General features: G+C 63.2%; 14 protein-coding genes and 1 pseudogene. 3 read left to right on the top strand and 12 right to left on the bottom strand.

The annotated features are described in order from the left end of the window. Positions 1 to 31 precede the first annotated feature (31 nt). Complete coding sequence (locus tag N5C91_RS01795) at positions 32 to 937, bottom strand: LysR family transcriptional regulator (protein ID WP_279827349.1); 906 nt, start codon at positions 935 to 937, stop codon at positions 32 to 34. Between the two features lie 387 nt (positions 938 to 1,324). On the opposite strand from N5C91_RS01795, the gene N5C91_RS01790 reads away from it, so the two are divergent. Continuing rightward, positions 1,325 to 2,656 (top strand): MFS transporter, encoded by a 1,332-nt coding sequence (locus tag N5C91_RS01790; RefSeq protein WP_236171219.1) that lies wholly within the window; start codon positions 1,325 to 1,327, stop codon positions 2,654 to 2,656. Positions 2,657 to 2,899: 243 nt separating this feature from the next. Next, on the top strand, positions 2,900 to 4,291 hold the full coding sequence (gabP, locus tag N5C91_RS01785; RefSeq protein ID WP_236199088.1) for a GABA permease: 1,392 nt from the start codon (positions 2,900 to 2,902) through the stop codon (positions 4,289 to 4,291). A gap of 318 nt (positions 4,292 to 4,609) precedes the next feature. On the opposite strand, the gene hemE is transcribed toward gabP, so the two are convergent. The 11 genes and pseudogenes from hemE to N5C91_RS01730 all read right to left on the bottom strand — a co-directional run bounded on the left by hemE (position 4,610) and on the right by N5C91_RS01730 (position 20,586). Then, a complete protein-coding gene (hemE, locus tag N5C91_RS01780; RefSeq protein ID WP_279827343.1) occupies positions 4,610 to 5,674 on the bottom strand; it encodes a uroporphyrinogen decarboxylase in 1,065 nt (354 codons plus the stop codon). 188 nt (positions 5,675 to 5,862) lie between these two features. Next, positions 5,863 to 7,281: an FAD-dependent oxidoreductase gene (locus N5C91_RS01775; protein WP_017520506.1), complete on the bottom strand. Its 1,419-nt coding sequence runs from the start codon at positions 7,279 to 7,281 to the stop codon at positions 5,863 to 5,865. A gap of 27 nt (positions 7,282 to 7,308) precedes the next feature. After that, the gene (gltB, locus tag N5C91_RS01770; protein WP_279827337.1) at positions 7,309 to 11,754 is read right to left on the bottom strand and encodes a glutamate synthase large subunit; all 4,446 of its coding nucleotides are present in this window, start codon (positions 11,752 to 11,754) and stop codon (positions 7,309 to 7,311) included. 462 nt (positions 11,755 to 12,216) lie between these two features. Then, positions 12,217 to 13,890: an AAA family ATPase gene (locus tag N5C91_RS01765; RefSeq protein ID WP_279827334.1), complete on the bottom strand. Its 1,674-nt coding sequence runs from the start codon at positions 13,888 to 13,890 to the stop codon at positions 12,217 to 12,219. Between the two features lie 6 nt (positions 13,891 to 13,896). Continuing rightward, positions 13,897 to 15,003, bottom strand: coding sequence for a 3-dehydroquinate synthase (gene aroB / locus N5C91_RS01760; protein ID WP_236199091.1), 1,107 nt, complete (start codon positions 15,001 to 15,003; stop codon positions 13,897 to 13,899). A gap of 50 nt (positions 15,004 to 15,053) precedes the next feature. Beyond that, complete coding sequence (gene aroK / locus N5C91_RS01755; RefSeq protein WP_279827331.1) at positions 15,054 to 15,572, bottom strand: shikimate kinase AroK; 519 nt, start codon at positions 15,570 to 15,572, stop codon at positions 15,054 to 15,056. 8 nt (positions 15,573 to 15,580) lie between these two features. Beyond that, positions 15,581 to 17,707: pseudogene (gene pilQ / locus N5C91_RS01750) on the bottom strand (type IV pilus secretin PilQ). A gap of 53 nt (positions 17,708 to 17,760) precedes the next feature. Further along, the gene (pilP, locus tag N5C91_RS01745; RefSeq protein WP_279827328.1) at positions 17,761 to 18,285 is read right to left on the bottom strand and encodes a type 4a pilus biogenesis lipoprotein PilP; all 525 of its coding nucleotides are present in this window, start codon (positions 18,283 to 18,285) and stop codon (positions 17,761 to 17,763) included. Further along, entirely contained in the window at positions 18,282 to 18,932 is a 651-nt protein-coding gene (gene pilO, locus N5C91_RS01740) for a type 4a pilus biogenesis protein PilO (RefSeq protein WP_236199093.1), read from the bottom strand. Before pilO ends, pilP begins: the two co-directional genes overlap by 4 nt. Continuing rightward, the gene (gene pilN, locus N5C91_RS01735; RefSeq protein WP_236171209.1) at positions 18,929 to 19,522 is read right to left on the bottom strand and encodes a type 4a pilus biogenesis protein PilN; all 594 of its coding nucleotides are present in this window, start codon (positions 19,520 to 19,522) and stop codon (positions 18,929 to 18,931) included. The genes pilO and pilN overlap by 4 nt, the downstream gene beginning before the upstream one ends. Further along, on the bottom strand, positions 19,522 to 20,586 hold the full coding sequence (locus N5C91_RS01730) for a pilus assembly protein PilM (protein WP_236171208.1): 1,065 nt from the start codon (positions 20,584 to 20,586) through the stop codon (positions 19,522 to 19,524). The genes pilN and N5C91_RS01730 overlap by 1 nt, the downstream gene beginning before the upstream one ends. A 185-nt stretch (positions 20,587 to 20,771) precedes the next feature. Between N5C91_RS01730 and N5C91_RS01725 the strand changes: the two genes are divergently transcribed. After that, positions 20,772 to 23,201 carry a penicillin-binding protein 1A gene (locus N5C91_RS01725; protein WP_279827321.1) on the top strand — a complete coding sequence of 810 codons (2,430 nt, stop codon included), beginning with the start codon at positions 20,772 to 20,774 and terminating at the stop codon, positions 23,199 to 23,201. Positions 23,202 to 23,296 lie beyond the last annotated feature (95 nt).

The raw sequence follows: 23,296 nt of genomic DNA, 5'->3' as shown, positions 1-23,296 counted from the left end.
CAAAGCCTGCCGAGCAGCGGGCCCTGATCCATCAACCAGCCCTGCCGGCCTGGACCTCCTGGGTCACCAGATCGAAGAACGACTGCGCCAGGCGCGACGACTCGTTGCGCCGCCGCACCAGCCACACCGAACTGGTCGCGCCTGGGTCGCTCAGGGTGCGATAGACCACGCCGTCCACCCGCGTACGGCGAAACGACGCCGGCAGCATCGATACACCCAGCCCCGCCGCGACCAGGCCGATGATGGTCATCGCCTCGCCCGCCTCCTGGGCGATGCGCGGGCTGAAACCGGCCTGCCGCGACAGCGCCATCAACTGGCTATAGAGGCCGGTGCCGTAGCTGCGTGGGAAGAACACGAAAGGCTCATCCGCCAGCTCGGCGAACTCCAGACCGTCCTGGCTGGCCTGCGCCAGTGGATGATCGGCGCGCAGCACGGCCACCAGCGGTTCGCTGAACAGCTCCACAGCTTCCAGGGTTTCCGGCAGCGGGATCGGACGAATCAGGCCGACCTGCACACGCTCCTCCAGCAGCGCCTGCACGGCCTGTCCGCTGCTCAGCTCCTGCAGATCCAGGTGCACATCCGGATACGCCTGGCGGAACGCCAGGATCGCGCGCGGGATGCTGGAGGTAAAAGGCGCCGACGCGGTGAAGCCGACCTTCAGCTCGCCGATCTCGCCCTGGTGCGCGCGGCGCGCCAGGAGCACGGCGCGGTCTACCTGCTGCAGCACCTGCCGCGCTTCGTCGAGAAACAGCTTGCCGGCCTCGGTCAGCGCCACCCGGCGGTTGGTGCGCTCCAGCAGGCGTGCGCCGATCTCTTCTTCCAGCGCCTGGATCTGCTGGCTCAGCGGCGGTTGGGAAATCCCCAGTTGCTCGGCGGCGCGGCCGAAGTGCAGCTCCTCCGCGACGGCGATGAAATAACGCAGGTGTCGCAGTTCCATGTTTCCCCCTGCTGGAGCGCCGGTGTTCCGGACTGGGTAGGAGCGGACTTTGTCCGCGATAGGTCGGGCCCCGTGCCGTGCGGTTCGCGAGCAAGCTCGCTTCTACAAAGCTCGCACTGCCTGTGGGAGCGAGCTTGCTCGCGAACCAGCCGCTGACCCGACGTCACAGGTGTTTGATTCGTAAAACGAATCAAACGTGTCGATTAATATATTGGAAATAATAAAGCCCGCTCCTTATCCTTTCCACACAAGCCCAATAACGACTACCAACCTGCTCCCTGCCTGGCCGCGCGGGCCCTTGCCGCCATTCCAGGCCCTCCTGCTTTTACCAACCTGAGGTGTGTCGTGAGTCAACCTGCCCTGCGGGCTTTGCGGGAAGAACATCCCATGGCGGCCAAGCCGCCTGTCGTTGAGGAACCATCGGCTGCGAACGATCCGGCGAGCCTGCTGGAAGCCGCGCACGAGGCGAACGGCGACGTGGTACGCGTCGTCGAAGAACTCGAAACCTACATCGAGAAAGGCACCCCGGAATTCATGCGCACCTCGCTGGCGCTGTTCTCCGGCGGCTTCGCCACCTTCGCCCTGCTCTACTGCGTGCAGCCGATGATGCCGGTACTGTCCGAGGCCTTCAGCCTGAGCGCCGCGCAGAGCAGCCTGGTGCTGTCGATCTCCACCATCACCATGGCCTTCGGCCTGCTGGTCACCGGGCCGATCTCCGACGCCATCGGGCGCAAGTCGATCATGGTCGCTTCGCTGGTCCTCGCCGCCCTGTTCACCCTCGGCAGCTCGCTGATGCCGACCTGGCATGGCGTGCTGGCCATGCGCGCACTGCTCGGCCTGTCACTCAGCGGCCTGGCGGCGGTGGGCATGACCTACCTCTCCGAGGAAATCCACCCGCAGCACATCGGCCTGTCCATGGGGCTGTATATCGGCGGCAACGCCATCGGCGGCATGAGCGGCCGGCTGATCAGCGGCGTGCTGGTGGACTACGTGAACTGGCACGTGGCGCTTGCCACCCTGGGCGTGCTGGCCCTGGCGGCGGCGCTGCTGTTCTGGCGCATCCTGCCCGAATCGAAGAACTTCCGCCCGGCACCGCTCAAGCCGCGCCGGCTGATCGAGGGTTTCATCGGGCACTTCCGCGATGCCGGGCTGCCCTGGCTGTTCCTCGAAGCGTTCCTGCTGATGGGCGCCTTCGTCACCCTGTTCAACTACATCGGCTATCGCCTGCTGGCAGAGCCCTACCACCTGAGCCAGGCCATCGTCGGCGTGCTCTCGCTGGTCTACCTGTCGGGCATCTACAGCTCGGCCTGGGTCGGCTCCCTGGCCGACCGCCTGGGTCGGCGCAAGGTGCTCTGGGCGATGATCGCGCTGATGCTCGGCGGCGTACTGATCACCTTGCTGCAACCGCTGGCCCTGGTGCTGGTCGGCTTGCTGGTGTTCACCTTCGGTTTCTTCGGCGCGCACTCGGTGGCCAGCAGTTGGATCGGCCGCCGCGCCCTGACAGCCAAGGGCCAGGCCTCTTCGCTGTACCTGTTCTGCTACTACGTCGGCTCCAGCGTCGCCGGTACCGCCGGCGGGGTGTTCTGGCACCACTATGGCTGGAACGGCGTGGGACTGTTCATCGCCGGCCTTCTGGCAATTGCCGTGGCAGTAGCCTTGCACCTGGCTCGCCTGCCAGTGTTACCCAGAGACCTGCCCACACTCCGCAAGATTGGGTAGTTTCTACACACAGCAAGCTCTACATGCCTGAAAACGACATGGAACGGTCGTACAAAGACATTTATCTCAGATCCGACAACGCCTGCCAGGCGGGCGTTGTGGGATAAATTCCCAACCTACGACTTAAGTCGTAACAAGATGTGGCGCGATCCTTGCGTTCACAATCTCGAACGACTTGTTGGAATCCTGAAACGGACCTCGACTCCCGCAGTACGCAATTCCCTCCGTAGTTGTAGGTAAAGCATGAGCAGCACCCCCTCTTCAGGGCTCTCCCAGGGCCTGCAAAATCGTCACGTCACGATGCTTTCGATCGCCGGTGCCATTGGCGCTGGCCTGTTCGTAGGTTCCGGCCATGCCATCGCCGAAGCCGGCCCCGCCGTCATGGTTTCCTACCTGATCGCCGGCCTGCTGGTGGTCCTGGTGATGCGCATGCTGGCCGAAATGGCCGTCGCGCAACCGGACAGCGGTTCCTTCTCCACCTATGCCGACCGCGCGATCGGCCACTGGGCCGGTTTCACCATCGGCTGGCTGTACTGGTGGTTCTGGGTCCTGGTAATCCCGCTGGAAGCCAACGCCGCTGCGGCGATCATCCACGCCTGGTTCCCCGGCGCGCCGATCTGGGTGCTGGCCTTCCTGATCACTTCGGCGCTGACCGTGACCAACCTGTTCAGCGTGAAGAACTACGGTGAGTTCGAGTTCTGGCTGGCACTGATCAAGGTCGTCTCGATCATTGCCTTCCTGGTGCTGGGCTGCGCGGCCATCTTCGGCTTCTCGCCCAACAGCGAAGTCTCCGGCATCGGCCACCTGACCAGCGAAGGCTTCCTGCCCAAGGGCTGGGGCGCCGTGCTCGCGGCGCTGCTGACCACCATGTTCTCCTTCATGGGTTCGGAAATCGTCACCATCGCCGCCACCGAGTCCAAGGACCCGGAGCAGCAGATCACCCGCGCCACCAACTCGGTGATCTGGCGTATCGCGCTGTTCTACCTGCTGTCGATCCTGATCGTGGTCTGCCTGGTGCCGTGGAACGACCCGCGCCTGGTGAGCATGGGCTCCTACCAGACCGTGCTGGAACACCTGCACATCCCGTACGCCAAGCTGATCGTCGACATCATCGTCCTCGTCTCGGTGACCAGTTGCCTGAACTCGGCGCTCTACACCGCTTCGCGCATGATGTATTCGCTGAGCAAGCGCGGTGACGCGCCGAAGATCGCCCAGGTGACCAGCGCCAGCCGCACCCCGGTCTACGCCGTGCTGCTGTCCACCGCCATGGCCTTCCTCTGCACCTTCGCCAACTACCTGGCCCCGGCCGAAGTGTTCAACTTCCTGCTGGCCAGCTCCGGCGCCATCGCCCTGCTGGTGTACCTGGTGATCGCCCTGTCGCAGTTGCGCATGCGCAAGAAGCTGCTCGCCCAGGGCCACCAGCTGAAGCTGAAGATGTGGCTGTTCCCCTGGCTGACCTGGGCGGTGATCATCTTCATCGTTGGCGCCCTGGTGATCATGCTGATCCGCCCGGATCACCGCATGGAGGTAGTCGCCACTACCCTGCTGACCGTCGTGGTGGTCTGCTCGGGTCTGCTGGTGTCCAACCGCCGCAAGGCACAGCGCGCCGCTGGCCTGGTGGGCGATGCTGCGTGATGCACTCTGATGGGGCTTGAGGCTCCATGAGGAAATGAAAAAAGCCCCGCTTCTGAGCGGGGCTTTTTTCATTGCAGCATGATCCGTTGTGCCATTCAGGCCGATCGCGGACGGAGTCCCCTCCTGCGCTCGGATCGGCTCTTTCGTAGGGGCGGACTCCGTCCGCGATTCATTGGCAGGGCCGGTGCCGGGGCGGTTCGCGAGCAAGCTCGCTCCTACAAAATAGCGCGGCCTGTAGGAGCGAGCTTGCTCGCGAACCCCGGAGCCAGAAACGAAAAAGCCCCGCATCCGCGGGGCTTTTTCAGTTCGGCATCAGGCTCAGTGATACTGCGCCGACAGCTCGTGCACCGCCTCGAAGAAGGCCCCCGCGTGAGCCGGGTCGACTTCCGGGGTAACACCATGGCCGAGGTTGAACACGTGGCCAGTGCCATTGCCGTAGGCGCCAAGGATACGCGCCACTTCAGCGCGGATGGCGTCTGGCTTGGCGTAGAGCACCGCCGGGTCCATGTTGCCCTGCAGGGCTACCTTGTCGCCGACGCGGACGCGGGCGTTGCCGATGTCGCAGGTCCAGTCCAGACCCAGCGCTTCAGCGCCGGTATTGGCCATGGACTCCAGCCACAGGCCACCGCCCTTGGTGAAGAGAATTACCGGCACGCGACGACCTCCATGCTCGCGGATCAGTCCGTCGACGATCTTCTGCATGTACGCCAGGGAAAACTCCTGGTAGGCCGCCGCCGACAGCGCGCCGCCCCAGGAGTCGAAGATCTGCACTGCCTGCGCGCCGGCAAGGATCTGCCCGTTAAGGTAGCTGGTGACCGACTGCGCCAGCTTGTCCAGCAGGGCGTGCAGGGCCTGCGGGTTGTTGTAGAGCATCGCCTTGGTCTTGCGGAAATCGCGGCTGGAACCGCCTTCGACCATGTAGGTGGCCAGGGTCCAGGGGCTGCCGGAGAAGCCGATCAGCGGCACGCGGCCGTTCAGCTCGCGGCGGATGGTGCGCACGGCGTCCATCACGTAACCCAGGTCCTTCTCCGGATCGGGGATCGGCAGGGCGTCGATGTCAGCCTGGGTGGTCACGACCTTCTTGAAGCGCGGACCTTCGCCGGTTTCGAAGAACAGGCCCTGACCCATGGCATCGGGGATGGTGAGGATGTCGGAGAAGAGGATCGCAGCATCCAGTTGCGGGTAACGATCCAGCGGCTGCAGGGTCACCTCGCAGGCCATCTGCGGGTTCATGCACAGGCTCATGAAGTCACCGGCCTTGGCGCGGGTGGCGCGGTACTCCGGCAGGTAGCGGCCGGCCTGGCGCATCATCCAGACAGGGGTGACATCGACGGGCTGCTTGAGCAGGGCACGGAGGAAGCGATCGTTCTTCAGGGCAGTCATAACGGCATCCGGAAAAAAAGTGCGGGCATTTTCGCAAAGCGCAAACGAAAAGGCACGGCGGGTGCCGTGCCTTTCGTCCATCGCGACAGTTTGTCGCTGCGGCCTACCTTCGTAGGGTGGCGTGGAGCGAAGCGATACCCATCAACTGCATGGGTATCGCAGGCTCCACCCATCCTACGAAATCACGCTCAGACGCCCAGGTAGTCGAGGATACCTTCGGCGGCCGTGCGGCCCTCGAAGATCGCCGTCACCACCAGGTCGGAACCGCGGACCATGTCGCCACCGGCGAAGATCTTCGGGTTGCTGGTCTGGTGCTTGAACTGCGCGGCGGCCGGGGCGATGACGCGGCCCTGGCTGTCGATCTCCACCTGGTGCTGGTCGAACCACGGCGCCGGGCTCGGGCGGAAGCCGAAGGCGATCAGCACGGCTTCCGCCGGGATGATTTCCTCGGAGCCCGGGATCGGCTCGGGGCTGCGACGGCCGCGGGCGTCGGGCTCACCAAGACGAGTCTCGACCACCTTCACGCCTTCCACCTTGTCCTCGCCGACGATGGCGATGGGCTGACGGTTGAAGAGGAACTTCACGCCCTCTTCCTTGGCGTTCTTCACCTCTTTGCGCGAGCCGGGCATGTTCTCTTCGTCGCGGCGGTAAGCGCAGGTCACGCTCTTGGCGCCCTGGCGAATCGAGGTGCGGTTGCAGTCCATCGCGGTGTCGCCACCGCCCAGTACCACAACGCGCTTGCCCTTCATGTCGACGAAGTCTTCCGGCGACTTCTCGAAGCCCAGGTTGCGGTTCACGTTGGCAATCAGGAAGTCCAGCGCATCGTGTACGCCGGGCAGGTCCTCGCCGGGGAAGCCGCCTTTCATGTAGGTGTAGGTGCCCATGCCCATGAACACGGCATCGTACTCATCGAGCAATTGCTCCATGGTTACGTCCTTGCCGATCTCGGTGTTCAGGCGGAACTCGATGCCCATGCCGGTGAAGACTTCACGGCGGCGCGACAGCACCTGCTTCTCCAGCTTGAACTCGGGGATACCGAAGGTCAGCAGGCCGCCGATTTCCGGGTTCTTGTCGAACACCACCGGGGTCACGCCGTTGCGCACCAGCACGTCGGCACAGCCCAAGCCAGCCGGGCCAGCGCCAATCACGGCGACACGCTTGCCGGTAGGCTTGACCTTGGACATGTCCGGGCGCCAGCCCATGGCGAACGCGGTATCGGTGATGTACTTCTCCACCGAGCCAATGGTGACCGCGCCAAAGCCGTCGTTCAGCGTGCAGGCGCCTTCGCATAGGCGGTCCTGCGGGCACACCCGGCCGCAGACTTCCGGCAGGGTGTTGGTCTGGTGGGACAGTTCGGCAGCGGCGAGGATGTTGCCTTCGGAGACCAGCTTCAACCAGTTGGGGATGAAGTTGTGCACCGGGCACTTCCACTCGCAGTACGGGTTGCCGCAGCCCAGGCAGCGGTGGGCCTGGTCAGCCGCCTGCTGCGGCTTGAACAGGTCGTAGATTTCCACGAACTCGCGCTTGCGCTGGCGCAGGAGCTTCTTCTTCGGATCCTTGCGCCCGACTTCGATGAACTGGAAGTCGTTATTCAGACGTTCAGACATTTCAAGACCTCATCAAACTTCAGGCGCTTATTGCGGGTTGGCACGGGTGCTGGTCAGGAGCGAGCCCAGGCTTGCCGCCTTGGGTTTCACCAGCCAGAACCGACGCAGGTAGTCGTCCAGGTTTTCCAGGACGTTTGCGCCCCACTCGCTTGCAGTTTCCGCCACGTACTCGATCAGCACCTTGCGCAGGTGGCTGCGCTGGGCTTCCATCGCTTCGCCGCTGATCCGCTGGATTTCCACCAGTTCGTGGTTCACGCGGTCGACGAAGGTGTTGTCCATGTCGAGGACATAGGCGAAGCCACCGGTCATGCCGGAGCCGAAGTTGTAGCCGGTCTTGCCCAGCACGCAGATGAAACCGCCGGTCATGTATTCGCAGCAGTGATCACCGGTGCCTTCCACCACGGCATGGGCGCCGGAGTTGCGCACGCCGAAGCGCTCGCCCGCGGTGCCGGCGGCGAACAGCTTGCCGCCAGTGGCGCCGTAGAGGCAGGTGTTGCCGACGATGGCCGACTCCTGCGACTTGAACGGGCTACCCTTGGGCGGGGTGACGACCAGCTTGCCGCCGGTCATGCCCTTGCCCACGTAGTCGTTGGCGTCGCCTTCCAGGTACAGGTGCAGGCCGCCGGCGTTCCACACGCCGAAGCTCTGGCCCGCAGTGCCCTTGAAGCGGAAGGTGATCGGCGCCTTGGCCATACCCTGGTTGCCGTGGACCTTGGCGATCTCGCCGGAAATCCGCGCGCCGATGGAACGGTCGCAGTTGCAGATATCCAGTTCGTACTCGCCGCCCTTGGCGCCTTCGATGGCGGCACGGGCCAGGTCGACCATCTTCTCGGCCAGCAGGCCATGGTCGAACGGCGGGTTCTTCTCGACTTCGCAGAACTGCGGCTTCTCGGCCGGGATCAGGTCGCTGCCCAGCAGCGGCGTGAGGTCGAGGTTGCCCTGCTTGGGCGTCTCGCCCGGGAGGATTTCCAGCAGGTCGGTGCGGCCGATCAGTTCTTCCAGGCTGCGCACGCCGAGCTTGGCCAGCCACTCACGGGTTTCGCTGGCGATGAAGGTGAAGAAGTTCACCACCATGTCCACGGTACCGATGAAGTGGTCCTTGCGCAGCTTGTCGTTCTGGGTGGCGACGCCGGTGGCGCAGTTGTTCAGGTGGCAGATACGCAGGTATTTGCAGCCCAGGGCGATCATCGGCGCGGTACCGAAGCCGAAGCTCTCGGCGCCGAGAATGGCGGCCTTGATGACGTCCAGGCCGGTCTTCAGGCCGCCGTCGGTCTGCACCCGGACCTTGCCGCGCAGGTCGTTGCCGCGCAGGGTCTGGTGCGCCTCGGCGAGGCCCAGCTCCCACGGGGAACCCGCGTACTTGATGGAGGTGATCGGCGAGGCGCCGGTACCGCCGTCGTAGCCGGAAATGGTGATCAGGTCGGCATAGGCCTTGGCCACGCCGGCGGCGATGGTGCCGACGCCGGGCTCGGACACCAGTTTCACCGAGACCAGCGCCTGCGGGTTGACCTGCTTGAGGTCGAAGATCAGCTGGGCGAGGTCTTCGATGGAGTAGATGTCGTGGTGCGGCGGCGGCGAGATCAGGGTCACGCCGGGCACCGCATAGCGCAGGCGGGCGATCAGGCCGTTGACCTTGCCGCCGGGCAGCTGGCCGCCCTCGCCGGGCTTGGCGCCCTGGGCCACCTTGATCTGCAGGACTTCGGCGTTGACCAGGTACTCCGGGGTCACGCCAAAGCGACCGGTGGCCACCTGCTTGATCTTCGAGCTTTTCAGCGTGCCGTAGCGCGCCGGGTCTTCACCGCCCTCACCGGAGTTGGAGCGACCGCCCAGGCGGTTCATGGCCTCGGCCAGGGCTTCGTGAGCCTCCGGCGACAGGGCGCCGAGGGAGATGCCGGCCGCGTCGAAGCGCTTGAAGATGGACTCCAGCGGCTCGATCTCGTCCAGGCTCAGCGGCTGCTCGACGGTCTTCACCTTCAGCAGGTCGCGCAGCATCGACACCGGACGGCTGTCCACCAGCCCGGTGTACTCCTTGAACTTGGCGTAGTCGCCCTGCTGCACGGCGGCCTGCAGGGTATTCACCACGTCAGGGTTGTAGGCGTGGTACTCGCCGCCGTAGACGAACTTCAGCAGGCCGCCCTGCTGGATCGCCTTGCGGTTGTTCCAGGCTTCGTTGGCCAGCAGCTTCTGCTCGTTCTCGATGTCGAGGAAGCGCGCGCCCTGGATGCGGCTCGGGGTACCCGGGAAGCACAGGCCGGTGACTTCGTCGGCCAGGCCGATGGCTTCGAACAGCTGGGCGCCACGGTAGGAGGCGATGGTGGAGATGCCCATCTTCGAGAGGATCTTCAGCATCCCCTTGGAGATGCCCTTGCGGTAGTACTTGAACACCTCGTAGAGGTCGCCCAGCACTTCGCCGGTACGGATCAGGTCGGCCAGCACCTCGTAGGCGAGGAACGGGTAGACCGCGGACGCGCCGAAGCCCACCAGCACCGCGAAGTGGTGCGGGTCACGGGCGGTAGCGGTTTCCACCAGGATGTTGGAGTCGCAACGCAGGCCGGTCTGCACCAGGCGGTGGTGCACGGCGCCAACAGCCAGGGCCGCATGCACCGGCAGCTTGCCGGGGGCGATGTGACGATCCGAGAGCACCAGCAGTACCTTGCCGGCGCGTACGGCTTCTTCGGCCTGATCGGCGATGTTGCGCACGGCCGTTTCGAGGCCGACCGACTCGTCGTAGTTCAGGTCGATGTGGTGCAGGTCGAAGCCCGGACGCTCCAGGTTCATCAGGGTCCGCCACTTCGCCGGGGAGATCACCGGGGTGGTCAGGATCGCCTGGTTGGCGTGGTGCGGGGACTCTTCGAAGATGTTCTGCTCTATCCCCAAACAGGTTTCCAGGGACATCACGATCGCTTCGCGCAGCGGGTCGATCGGCGGGTTGGTGACCTGCGCGAAGACCTGGCGGAAGTAGTCGTAGGGCGAGCGGATGCGCTTGGACAGCACCGCCATCGGGGTGTCGTCGCCCATCGAGCCGACTGCTTCCTGGCCCTGCTCGGCAAGCGGGCGCAGCACCTGGTCACGCTCTTCGAAGGTGACCTGGAACATCTTCATGTACTGCTTGAGCTGGTCGCCGTCGTAGCTGGCAACGCCCTGGTCATCGTCCAGGGTCGCCTGGATACGCAGCGCGCTCTGGCGCAGCCACTGCTTGTACGGGTGGCGCGACTTCAGGCGGTTGTCGATGTCCTCGGTCTGCAGCAGTTGGCCGGTCTCGGTATCCACCGCAAGGATCTGGCCCGGGCCGACGCGGCCCTTGGCGATGACGTCCTCGGGCTTGTAGTCCCACACGCCGATTTCCGAGGCGAGGGTGATGTAGCCGTTCTTGGTGGTGACCCAGCGCGACGGGCGCAGGCCGTTGCGGTCGAGCAGGCAGACGGCGTAGCGGCCATCGGTCAACACGACGCCGGCGGGGCCGTCCCACGGCTCCATGTGCAGCGAGTTGAATTCGTAGAACGCGCGCAGGTCGGCGTCCATGGTCTCGACGTTCTGCCAGGCCGGCGGAATGATCATGCGCAGGCCACGGAACATGTCCATGCCACCGGTGACCATCAGTTCGAGCATGTTGTCCATGCTCGAGGAGTCCGAACCCACGCGGTTGACCAACGGGCCGAGCTCGTCCAGGTCCGGCATCCACTCGTTGGCGAACTTGGCGCGACGGGCCTGGGCCCAGTTGCGGTTGCCGGTGATGGTGTTGATCTCGCCGTTGTGCGCCAGCAGGCGGAACGGCTGGGCCAGCGGCCATTTCGGCAGGGTGTTGGTCGAGAAGCGCTGGTGGAAGACGCAGATGGCGGTCTTCAGGCGCTCGTCGGAAAGGTCCGGATAGAAGGCGGCGAGGTCCGCCGGCATCATCAGGCCCTTATAGATGATGGTCTTGTGCGAGAAGCTGCAGATGTAGTGATCGGCGTCCTCGGCGTTGGCCACGGAGGAGCGGCGACGGGAGCTGAACAGCTTGACCGCGAATTCCTGGTCGGACAGGCCTTCACCGCCGATGAACACCTGCTCGATCTGCGGCAGGCGCTCCAGCGCCAGGCGACCCAGGACGCTGGTGTCGATCGGCACCTTGCGCCAGCCGACCAGCTTCAGGCCGGCGCGCTCGATCTCGCGATTCATGTTCGCGCGGGCGGCTTCGGCTTTCACCGGATCCTGGTTGAAGAAGACCATGCCCACGGCGTACTGGCCGGGCAACTCGGTCGCGAAGGATTCCTTGGCCACGGCGCGCAGGAACTGGTCGGGCTTCTGGATCAGCAGCCCACAGCCGTCCCCGGTTTTCCCGTCCGCGTTGATCCCACCTCGGTGGGTCATGCAGGTCAGTGCTTCGATGGCGGTTTGCAGAAGTTCGTGGCTTGCCTCGCCCGTCATATGGGCGATCAGACCGAATCCGCAGTTATCCTTGAACGTCTCAGGATGGTACAGACCTGCTTTCATAGGGAACTCTCACCGGCAAAACTTTTATAAATTCCAGGGTCTGCTGACGTTTCGCCATCGCCCTGTTTCGCCGTGCAGGCTCGTTTCCCGCGCACCCTAAAGGCTCGGGCCGCATCTATCGTGCAGCGCCGCTTATGCCCCTGGTTCACCTGGAATGACCGTTCCGCGCGAGGTGCCACGTCTTACCCAACGTAGCGGCGGTTCCGGCCCTGGCCATGACGAAACGTCAGCAGACCCTCTTCAAGCACTTCGCCTGTCTACTCGCTCAAGCGGCGAGTTTCCGATAGGCAAAGGGAGGTCATTGTACACACGGGGAAAGCGACGTCACTGAATTTTTTTGACGCACTGCTGACACCCGATGTCGCATTTTTATAAGAATGCAGCAAAAGAAACAAGCCAATAAAAAAGCCGAGCCCCAGGATACGGGGCTCGGCTTTTTCAGTATTGCGACAGTGCAACCTTTCAGTGCGCGCCGGCAATGTCCTGCTGGATGCTGGAGAACGGCCTGGCCCAGGGCTTGGAGGCCTGGATCTTCGCCGGCAGCTTCTTGATCGCGGCCTGGGCGGCATTGCGGTCAGCGAAATTGCCGTAGGTCACCACGTAGAACGGCTTGCCCTGCAGGTTCTTGCGGAAGTAGCGGTAGTCACCACCACCCTGCTGGCTGATGAAGGCCTTGGCGCTGGCTTCGGAGCCGGTGCCCAGCACCTGAACGGAGTAGCGCGACCCGGCCTGGGACTGGTACCAACTGCTGCCGCCGGCGCTGCCAGTGGCAGCGGCGGGCTTGCTGGCGGCGGTCGCCGGCTTGGCGCTGGCAACCGTAGTGGCGGGTTTGCTCGCCGCCGGCTTGGCAGCCTGGACCGGTTTGGCCGGTGCAGTGGCGGCAGGCTTGACCGGCTCTGGGCGCGGCGTGGGCGCGGGGGTCGGAGCCGGTTGAATGGCCGCCTGCTGTTGGGCCGGAGCCGGCGGTACCGGGTTCAGCGGTTTCGGGCCGTTGTTCGCCAGCGGCGTCACCGGTGGCGCGCTGGTGGTCACGGTCGGCGGAATGGCTGCGGACGGCATGCCGCCTTCATCGGCATCTTCCTGGCCGCCGGCCTGGGCCATCGGCTCGCGAATCACCGGCTGGCTGTCGCCCACCAGGGGCAGCGGCACGGGTTGATTGGAACCGGCGAACTCGACGGACGGGCTACCGCCCTGGGTATCCGGTTGCGGTGCGGTGCCATTGCCCAGCGGCAACTGCGAGGAAGTCTGCGCAGCACTGTTGCTGGCTGTCTCCGGCTTGGTGGTCTTGCCTTGCATGAACCAGGCAGCGATGACGCCGATGGCAACCACGCCGAGGATGGCCAGGTGCTTCTTCGGCAGCTTGAAGCCGGCACCGACTGCCTTGCGCTCGCCGCTGCGGTCCGCCAGCATCGCTTCGATCATGGCGTCGCGGGCGGTCTGGTTGATGGTGCCCGGCCAGCCGCCGGATTGCTCGTGGATATCCCCAAGCAAGTCAGCAGAAATCAGTTCGATACCCTGCCCCGCGCCTTCCAGGCGCTGCGCCAGGTACTCGCGGGTTTCGTCCTCGCTGTACGGTTGCAGCTCGATGGCGTGGAAGCGTTCCTCGCCTTCGGACAGCACCTCAAGGCGCGACAACAGCTCGGGCTCGCCGAACAGGAAGACGTGCAGGCGCGCCTCGGAATTGCCGGCAGCCAGCAACAGCAGGACTTCGAGGGCGTCATCGCGCAGTTGTTCAGCGTCGTCCACCAGCAGGTAGACGTCCTGGCCAGTGATCGCCAACTGGGCAACCTTGGCAAGGATCGCTTCGATACTCGTCTGGGTGATGCCCAGGCCCTGCGCCAGTTGGCGCAGCAAGGTGGCCTCGTCGGTCACCGAACGGCCGGAAATCACCACGCTGGAAACCGCGTCCTTGTTGGTGCTGGCGACCAGGGCCTGGCGCAGCAGGGTCTTGCCGCTACCCAGTGGACCGGTGACGGCCAGCAGCAGGTGGCTGTAGCGCGCCAGATGGTGCAGCTGGCCCAGTACGGGCTTGCGCTGCGCCGGGAAGAACTTGAAGCCCGGAACCCGCGGTGCGAACGGGTCGTGGCTGAACTGGTAGTGGGCCAGGAAGGCCTCATCGGCATGCAAGCTGGACATGGGACCTCAGTGTTCTCCTGCCTGACCGACCAGTGCCTGGTAGTCAGCGCGCAGTGTTTCTTCCAGAATCTCACGGGGGAATTCGGCGGTTACGACCGCGCCCCCCAGCCCTTGGAGCAATACCAGACGCAGACGGCCATCGAGCACTTTCTTGTCGACAGCCATGTGCTCGAGAAAATGCTCGGCATTCATTTCCTGCGGCGGGATCACCGGCAGCTTCGCCGCGGCCAGCAGACGGATACCGCGATCGAGTTCGGCCTTTGTCAGCCATCCCAGCCGATGCGACATCTCAAGTGCCATCACGGTTCCCGCTCCCACCGCTTCGCCGTGCAGCCAGACGCCATAGCCCATGTGGGTCTCGATGGCGTGACCGAAGGTGTGGCCCAGGTTGAGCGTGGCGCGGACCCCGGTTTCTTTCTCGTCGGCACCGACCACCCGCGCCTTGGCCGCACAGGAGCGCTCGATGGCTTCGGTCAGCGCGCCCGTCTCCAGCGCCAGCAGATCGTCCATATGCGCTTCCAGCCAGGTGAGGAAGGGCTCGTCGCAGATGAAACCGTACTTGATCACTTCCGCCAGGCCCGCCGACAGCTCGCGGGGCGGCAAGGTCTTCAGGGTCGCGGTATCGATGACCACGGCCTGGGGCTGGTAGAAGGCCCCGACCATGTTCTTGCCCAGCGGGTGGTTGATGCCGGTCTTGCCACCGACGGAAGAATCCACCTGGGACAACAGCGTGGTCGGCACCTGGATGAAATCGACTCCGCGCTGGTAGCAGGCCGCTGCAAAGCCGGTCATATCGCCAATCACGCCACCGCCGAGGGCAATCAGCGTGGTCTTGCGGTCATGGCGCGCCGTCAGCAGGCCATCGAAAATCAGTTGCAGGGTTTCCCACTGCTTGTAGGCCTCGCCATCAGGCAGCACGACCGTGGTGACCTTGTAGCCGGCCAGGGTCTTCTGCAGTCGATCCAGGTACAGCGGCGCGATGGTTTCATTGGTGACGATGGCTACCTGGCGGCCGCGGATGTGCGGCTCGAAGTAGCGCAGATCATCCAGCAGCCCCTCACCGATATAGATCGGGTAGCTGCGATCGGCCAGATCGACATTGAGTGTGCGCATGAAACCCCCAGGCAAGAAAGGGGACTAGGATACCGCAGATTGCAGCGCCGTTAATGGCGCTCCAGCTCACGCAGACGCTCCATGATCTCCAGAACGACATGACGCGGAGGCCGCTCGTCGGTTTCGATGATCACGTCGGCAATTTCGCGATAAAGCGGATCGCGCATCTGCATGAGGTCACGAAGGATCTGTTCCGGATTGGGCTTCTGCAGCAATGGGCGATTCTTGTCGCGCGCCGTGCGCGAGATCTGCTGCTCGACCGAGGCATGCAGGTAGATCACCTTGCCGCCATTCTTGAGGATCAGGCGATTGGCGTCGCGCATGATCGCGCCGCCGCCCGTGGCGATGACCATGCCCCCTTCATCGCACAGCTCGGCCAGCATCGCTTGCTCACGCTCGCGGAAACCAGCCTCGCCCTCGACATCGAATATCCAGGGGATGTTGGCTCCGCAGCGCTGCTCGATCTCTTTATCCGAATCTTTGAAGACGAGGTGAAGCTCTTTGGCGAGAAGACGCCCGATGGTGCTTTTACCAGCACCCATCGGGCCTACCAGAATCAAATTGGACACGACATTGATCAACGGCCGACTGCAATGGCCTGATTATTCATGATCCGCGGAGTAAGGAAAACCAGCAGCTCGTTCTTGCTGTCGGTTACCGAGTCGCGACGGAACAGTCGGCCCAGGAACGGAACGTCGCCCAGGAACGGAACCTTGTCGGTTGCCTTGGTCTGGGTGTTGGAGAACACACCACCGATCACGATGGTTTCGCCATCGTTGACCAGTACCTTGGCGTTGACTTCGTTCTTCTTGATCGGCGGCACGCCGTTCAGCGCGTTGGCGTAGTCCGGTTCGTCCTTGTTGACCTTCACTTCCATGATGATGCGGTTGTCCGGAGTGATCTACGGAGTCACTTCCAGGGACAGCGCCGCCTCCTTGAAGGACACCGAAGTCGCACCACTCGAGCTGGCTTCCTGATACGGAATCTCCGAGCCCTTGAGGATCTTCGCGGTTTCCTTGTCGGAAGTGACGACCTTCGGCTGGGAAACCACCTCGCCGTTGCCGCCTTTTTCCATGGCGGACAGTTGCAGGTCGAGAATCGCGTTGTTCGACACGAAGCCGATACCGATGCCGGAAGTCGCGTTGGTCGCGCCCAGGTCGACAGAGGGAGTCGGCGAGTTGCTGGTGGTCGGCAGCGTACACCCGCCAACAAACGGACCGCAGCTGGTGCCGTTGCTACCACCTACACCAATGTTGCCGTCCTTGCCCCAGCTGGCCCAGTTGCCGAAGGTGAATGCGCCACCCCAGCGAACCCCGAGGCTCTTGCTGTAGTCGACCGATGCTTCGACGATACGAGCCTCGATCATCACCTGGCGAACCGGAATATCAAGCTGGGCCACGATACGACGCAGCTCGTCCAGTCGATCCTGGGTCTGGTAGGCGATGATGGCGTTGGTGCGATCGTCGACAGTAATCGAACCACGATTATCCGCGCCACCCGGCGCTCCACCGGCACCAGTCACCGACTGGAACAGCTTGGCGATGTCCGACGCCTTGGCGTAGTTCACCTGGATCAGCTCACGGCGCAGCGGGGCCAGTTCGGAAATCTGCTTCTGCGCTTCGAGCTCCTGGCGTTCGCGAGCGGCAATTTCGTCCGCCGGAGCGACCAGCAGAACGTTACCGACCTTGCGCTTGTCCAGCCCCTTGGTCTTCAGCACCAGGTCCAGCGCCTGGTCCCACGGCACGTTCTGCAGGCGCAGGGTGATGCTGCCCTGAACGGTGTCGGAAGCGACCAGGTTAAGGTCGGTGAAGTCAGCAATCAGCTGGAGGACTGAACGGACATCGATGTCCTGGAAGTTCAGCGACAGCTTCTCGCCGGTGTAGGCGAAGGTGTCCTTCTTGCGCTTCTCCGCATCATCCTGGGTCAGCGGCTTGATGCTGACGGTCATGCGGTTGTCGGTCTGGTAAACGAGATAATCGTACAGGCCGGTGGGTTCGATAGAGATGCTCGCCTTGTCACCGGCAGCGGAGGCGTTGACGAACTGCACCGGCGTGGCGAAGTCCTTCACGTCCAGACGAACACGCAGGTTGTCGGGCAGTTGGGTACGCGGGAAGTCCAGGCGAATCTTGCCGCCCTGTTCCTGAATGTCGGGGCTGACAGTCGGATCGGACAGATCGATCACGACGTTGCCTTCGCCCTGCTCACCGCGCTGGAAGTCGATATTGCGGATCGCCTTGCCGGCCGGAATGTAAGGCTTGGGCTGGGCCGGTTTGGCAACCGGCGCGGAAGACGGTGCAGCAGAAGCGTAGGAGCTGGAAGTTGCGCCGGCCCCGCCGACCACGACGTACAGGTTCGAACCTTCGGCACGCGTGGTGTATGGCACCAGGGTGCTCAGGTTGACGATCAGGCGGGTACGGTCCTTGGCCTCGACCACGGTCAGGCTGCGGGCATTGCCCACCCCCAGCTCGCGGTTCTTGCTGCCCAGTTTGTTCTGCACGCCTGGCAGGTCCAGCGCGATGCGCGCCGGCTGCTCAATGGTGTAACCACGCGGCGCAGCCACCGGCTCGTCGAAGCCGAGTTTCAGCTCCACGCGGTCGCCCGGCAGGGCTGCGACATCGACGCTCTGCAGGTTCGCGGCCAGCAGGGCCGGCGCAAATACGGCCGCGAGCACGGAAATGCCCAGGCGGGAAAGCTTTCTATTCATCGTCTGAATCCGTCGTGCAGACTGCTGTTTGTTATCCATGTTCATCCCCGCCCTTAGGAGCGTTCCTTGAGAGTCAGGCTGCGCGGACGCTCCAGCCAGCCGCCCTCACCATCAGGAACGATTTCAATCACGTCGATCTTGGCTTCGCTGATCGCAACGATCTTGCCGTCGTTGCGCCCAAGGTAGTCACCCACTCGCACTCGATGCACCCCTCCTGCACCTTTGACGAGGGCAAATACCTGACTGTCCTTGGCCAGGGTACCGACCATTTCGAAGGTTTCGATGTTGAACCCCTCGAGGAACTGCTTGACCCGGGTTTCGTCAGGCTTGACGACCTTGTTGCCCTTTTGCTTCACCGCCAGGTCGATCTTCACCGGCGGCTGGAACGGGCTACGCAGGGACGAGGCGCTGTAGGTGAACGCCTCGTAGGCCTGGAACTTCGGCAATGGTTCGATAGCGCCCTTGGGACGCGCCCGGACTTCATCCAGGTAGGCTTGCAAGTCGGCAAAATCGTCTCCCGAGCCACAACCGTTCAAAGTCAGGAGCAGGAAACTGCAGATAATCAGGCGCCCCCTCATTTATTGGCTCCTGCAGTCGGGGCAGCTACTTTCACGCCCTTGTCGTTGTACCGATAGGTTTTTGCCAGGATGCTCATGCGCAGCTTCGAGGTGCTATCCGGGCTTTCCGGCTTGATCTCGAAATCATGCAGCGTGACGATCCGCGGCAGGCTGGCCACACCGCTGACGAAGGTTGCCAGGTCGTGGTACCCGCCCACGACGCTGATCTGGATCGGCAGCTCGATATAGAACTGCTGCGCGACTTCCGGCAGCAGCTTGATCTCTTCGAACTCCAGCCCACTGCCCAGGCCCGTACGCGTGATGTCCTCCAGCAGCCCTGGCACCTCGGTATCGCTCGGCAGCTGCCGCAGCAGGGCACCGAAGGACTCTTCCATCTCCTTCATCTGCACCTTGTAGGCATCCAGGTTCGCAGCCTGGAATGCCTTGGCCGAGAACTGCTGCTTGAGCGTCTGCTCTTCCTCGCGATTTTGGTCGAGTTGCTCCTGCAGCTCCTTGAGATGGAAGTTGTACCCAAGCGCCAGCACCACGGCCACCACCAGTACGCAGGCGATGAACTTGACCGCCGCTGGCCAGGAGCCGACGTTGTTGAAGTCAAGATCGTTGATATCGATCTTGCGCAAGCTCTCCAGAGAACTGGCCAGACTCATTTCTTGGCTCCTTGCGCAGCGCTCTTCTTATCCTGATCCTCGCTGCCGGGCTGGGTCTGCTGCACCGTCAGCTGGAACACGTTCGCCTGATCCAGGGCGCCCTGGGTAACTGCCTTCACCTCGGTCAGGTTCGGCGATGTCAGCCACTCCGAGGAGTCCAGGTTACGCATGAGATTGGACACGCGATTGTTGGACTCAGCCGCGCCGGCAATGGCGATGGACTTCCCGTTCATCTTCAGGCCGGTGTAGTACACGCCGTCCGGCAAAGTGCGAACCAACTGATCGAACACCCGGCCAATGATCGGACGGTTGCCCTGCAGGTCCTGAATGATCTTCATCCGCTCCAGCAGTTGCTGGCGGCGAGTCTTCAGCTCGCTGATCTCCTTGATCCGCGCGTCCAGCACGGCGATTTCCTTGCGCAGGAAATCGTTGCGCGCATTCTGGTTCTCGATGGCCGAATTGAAGTACTGGTCGCCCAGGAAGATCACGGCTCCGGAAGCCAGCAACACAGCGCCCAGGATCACCAGGAAGCGCTGCTTGCGCTCCTCACGCAGCTGCTCCCGCCACGGCAATAGGTTGATGCGTGCCATCAGTCGAAACTCCTCATCGCCAGACCGCAGGCAATCATCAGCGCGGGCGCATCACTGGCCAGCGCACCGGCGTTGACCTTGCCGCTCAGCACCATGTCGGCGAACGGGTTGGCCACCAGGGTCGGAGTACCGATCTTCTGCTGGATCAGGCGATCCAGGTCAGGGATGGACGCAGTGCCTCCCGCCAGCAGGATGTAGTCCACATCGTTGAACTGGCCGGCGGCGAAGAAGAACTGCAGCGAACGGGATACCTGCTGAACCACGGCATCCTTGAACGGCTGCAGCACCTCGCTGTCGTAGTCATCCGGAAGACCGCCCTGCTTCTTGGCAAGACCGGCTTCCTCGACCGACAGTCCATAACGACGCTGGATTTCCTCGGTAAGCTGGCGCCCGCCGAAAAGCTGCTCGCGCGTATAGATGGTGCGACCGTGGTGCAGGACGCTCAGCGTGGTCATGGTGGCGCCGATGTCGACCACCGCAACTGTGAGCTCGTCGGCATTGCCGCCCAACTGGTCTCCCAGCAGACTGAACGCTCGCTCCAGCGCGTAGGCCTCGACGTCGACGACCTTGGCCGTCAGACCTGCGAGCGCCAGCGCAGCCTCGCGCACTTCGACGTTCTCCTTCCGACAAGCGGCGAGAAGAACATCGACGCGATCCGCATTGCGCGCGGACGTGCCCTGCACCTCGAAGTCGATCGCGACCTCTTCGAGGGGATAGGGGATGTACTGGTCGGCCTCGATCGTGAGCTGGTTTTCCAGCTCATCATCAGAGAGCCCACCGTCCATCTCGATGGTTTTAGTGATAACCGCCGAGCCGGCAACCGCGACCGCAGACGTTTTCACGGCGGTGCGCGCCTTGGCGACCACGCGTGACAACGCCTGGCCGACACCCTCCAGCTCAGCGATGTTCTTTTCTACCACTGCATTGGGCGGGAGCGGCTCGACAGCGTAGGCCTCTACCTTGTAGCGGCCTCCAGAGCGGCTCAATTCGAGAAGTTTGACCGAAGTCGAACTGATGTCTATCCCCAGCAGCGTGTTCGCTTTCTTATTGAAGAGCCCTAGCACGACTGATTTCCTATCAGCATCCGAGACTTACGGACGATTTATGTTTTTCCACATTAGATACCAGACTTGACAGCTTCGCAAATGGCTCGCCAGCAAAAAAACTGCTTATAATGTGATCAGCTTTTCCCTTTTTACCGCGCCATCCGCTTAACTCTTTCTTTTCTCTGGAAATCCAAGACCTTCCGATGCGCCTGCTGAAGTTTCTGTGGTGGACTTGCGTCACCATTATTTGTGGAGTGCTGCTCAGTTTCAGCGGCGCCTATCTGTACCTCAGCCCGAACCTCCCGTCCGTGGAGGCCTTGCGCAACGTGCGGTTGCAGATGCCGCTGCGCGTGTACAGTGCTGATAACAAATTGATAGCAGAGTTTGGCGAGATGCGCCGAACGCCGATTCGATTTGCTGAAATCCCCCCGGATTTCACCCACGCACTGTTATCGGCTGAAGATGACAATTTCGCCAACCATTATGGCGTGGACGTCAAAAGCCTGATGCGTGCTGCCGCGCAATTATTGAAAACCGGTCACATACAGACCGGCGGCAGCACCATCACCATGCAGGTGGCAAAGAACTACTTCCTCACCAACGAGCGAAGCTTCTCCCGCAAAATCAACGAGATACTGCTCGCCCTGCAGATCGAGCGCTCGCTCACCAAGGACGAAATCCTCGAGCTCTACGTCAACAAGATCTACCTGGGCAACCGCGCCTACGGCGTGGAAGCCGCCGCTCAGGTCTATTACGGCAAATCCATCAAAGACTTGAGCCTGGCGCAGATGGCGATGATCGCCGGCCTGCCCAAGGCACCCTCGCGCTACAACCCGCTGGCCAACGCCGCGCGCAGCCTGGAACGGCGCAACTGGATTCTCGAGCGCATGCTCAAGCTCGGCTTCATCGACCAGCAGCGCTACCAGGCCGCAATTCAGGAGCCGGTTGGCGCTTCTTATCACGTCCAGACGCCAGAGCTGACAGCCCCCTACATCGCCGAGATGGCACGCGCCGAGCTGGTCGGTCGTTTCGGTGGCGATGCCTACACCGAGGGCTATCGCGTCTACACCACGGTGCGCAGCGATCTTCAGGAAGACGCCAACACCGCCCTGCGCGAAGGCCTTCAGGATTACGACCAGCGCCACGGCTACCGCGGCCCGGAAACCCGCCTCCCCGGCAAGACTCGTGACGCCTGGCGCCAGGCCATCGCACAGCAGCGCCCGCTGGGCGGTCTGGAGCCGGCCATCGTTACCCAGGTCGAGAAGAGCGGCGCCATGGTCATGACCCGCGACGGCAAGGAAGAAGCCCTGAGCTGGGACGGCATGAAGTGGGCCCGCCCCTATCTGAGCAACAACAGCATGGGCCGCATGCCCAGCCAGCCCAGCGATGTAGTGCAGGCCGGTGACGTAATCCGCGTGCAGCGCAAGGACGATGGCTCGCTGCGCCTGTCCCAGGTACCGGCCGCGCAGAGCGCGCTGGTGTCGCTCAACCCGCAGGACGGCGCGATCATGGCGCTGGTGGGCGGTTTCTCCTTCGAGCAGAGCAACTACAACCGCGCCACCCAGGCGCGTCGCCAGCCCGGCTCGAGCTTCAAACCGTTCATCTACAGCTGCGCGCTGGACAACGGCTTCACCGCCGCTTCGCTGATCAACGATGCGCCAGTGGTGTTCTACGACGAGTACCTGGACAAGGTCTGGCGCCCGAAGAACGACACCAATACCTTCCTCGGCCCGATCCCCATGCGTGAGGCACTGTACAAGTCGCGCAACATGGTTTCGATCCGCATCCTCCAGGCCCTGGGCGTCAATCGCGCACGCGACTGCATCAGCAAGTTCGGCCTGAACAAGGATGACCTGCCGCCGAACCTCTCCATGGCCCTGGGCACCGCCACCCTGACCCCGATGGAAATCGCCAGCGCCTGGACCGTCTTCGCCAACGGCGGCTTCAAGGTTTCACCTCACGTCGTGCAGCGCATCGAGAGCCGCGATGGGCAGGTGCTGTACCAGGCCAACCCGCCGAGCATTCCGCAGAACGAGGAACAGGTGCAAACCCCGCCGCAACCGGCCGCCACCGACGCCTTCGGCAACGATGACCCGAGCCAGGCCAAGACCACCATCGAGCCGGCGGCCGCCGAGCGCGTCATCGATGCCCGCACCGCGTACATCATGACCAGCATGCTGCAGGACGTGATCAAGCGCGGCACCGGCCGTCGCGCCCTGGCACTCAAGCGCGATGACCTGGCGGGCAAGACTGGCACTACCAACGAGTCGAAGGATGCCTGGTTCTCCGGCTTCAATGCCGACTTCATGACCACCGTATGGGTCGGCTTCGACCAGCCGGAAAGCCTCGGCCGCGCCGAGTATGGCGGCAACGTCGCCCTGCCGATCTGGATGCGCTACATGGGCGCGGCATTGAAAGACAAGCCGTCGCACCTGCTACCCGAGCCACCAGGCCTGGTCAGCCTGCGGATCGACCCGGTCACCGGCCGCGCAGCGCCTCCGGGCACTCCGGGCGCGTACTTCGAACTGTTCAAGAACGAAGATACGCCACCCTCGATGAACGAACTCGCGCCCGGCAGCGCTCCCGGCAGCGGCATGCCAGCCGACGAAGAAGCGCCGATCGATCTGTTCTGACGCAAAGGCCCCTCCCAGGAGGGGCCTTCTCATTTTCGGGAATCATTCCCGATAAAATCATGGCATTTAGCCAAATCATTGATTAATCTGGGCTT

Origin of the sequence: Pseudomonas sp. GD03903 (assembly GCF_029840045.1) — a bacterium.
GTDB classification, from domain to species: Bacteria; Pseudomonadota; Gammaproteobacteria; order Pseudomonadales; family Pseudomonadaceae; genus Pseudomonas; species Pseudomonas pseudonitroreducens.
This window is presented reverse-complemented; position numbering and strand designations above follow the sequence as displayed.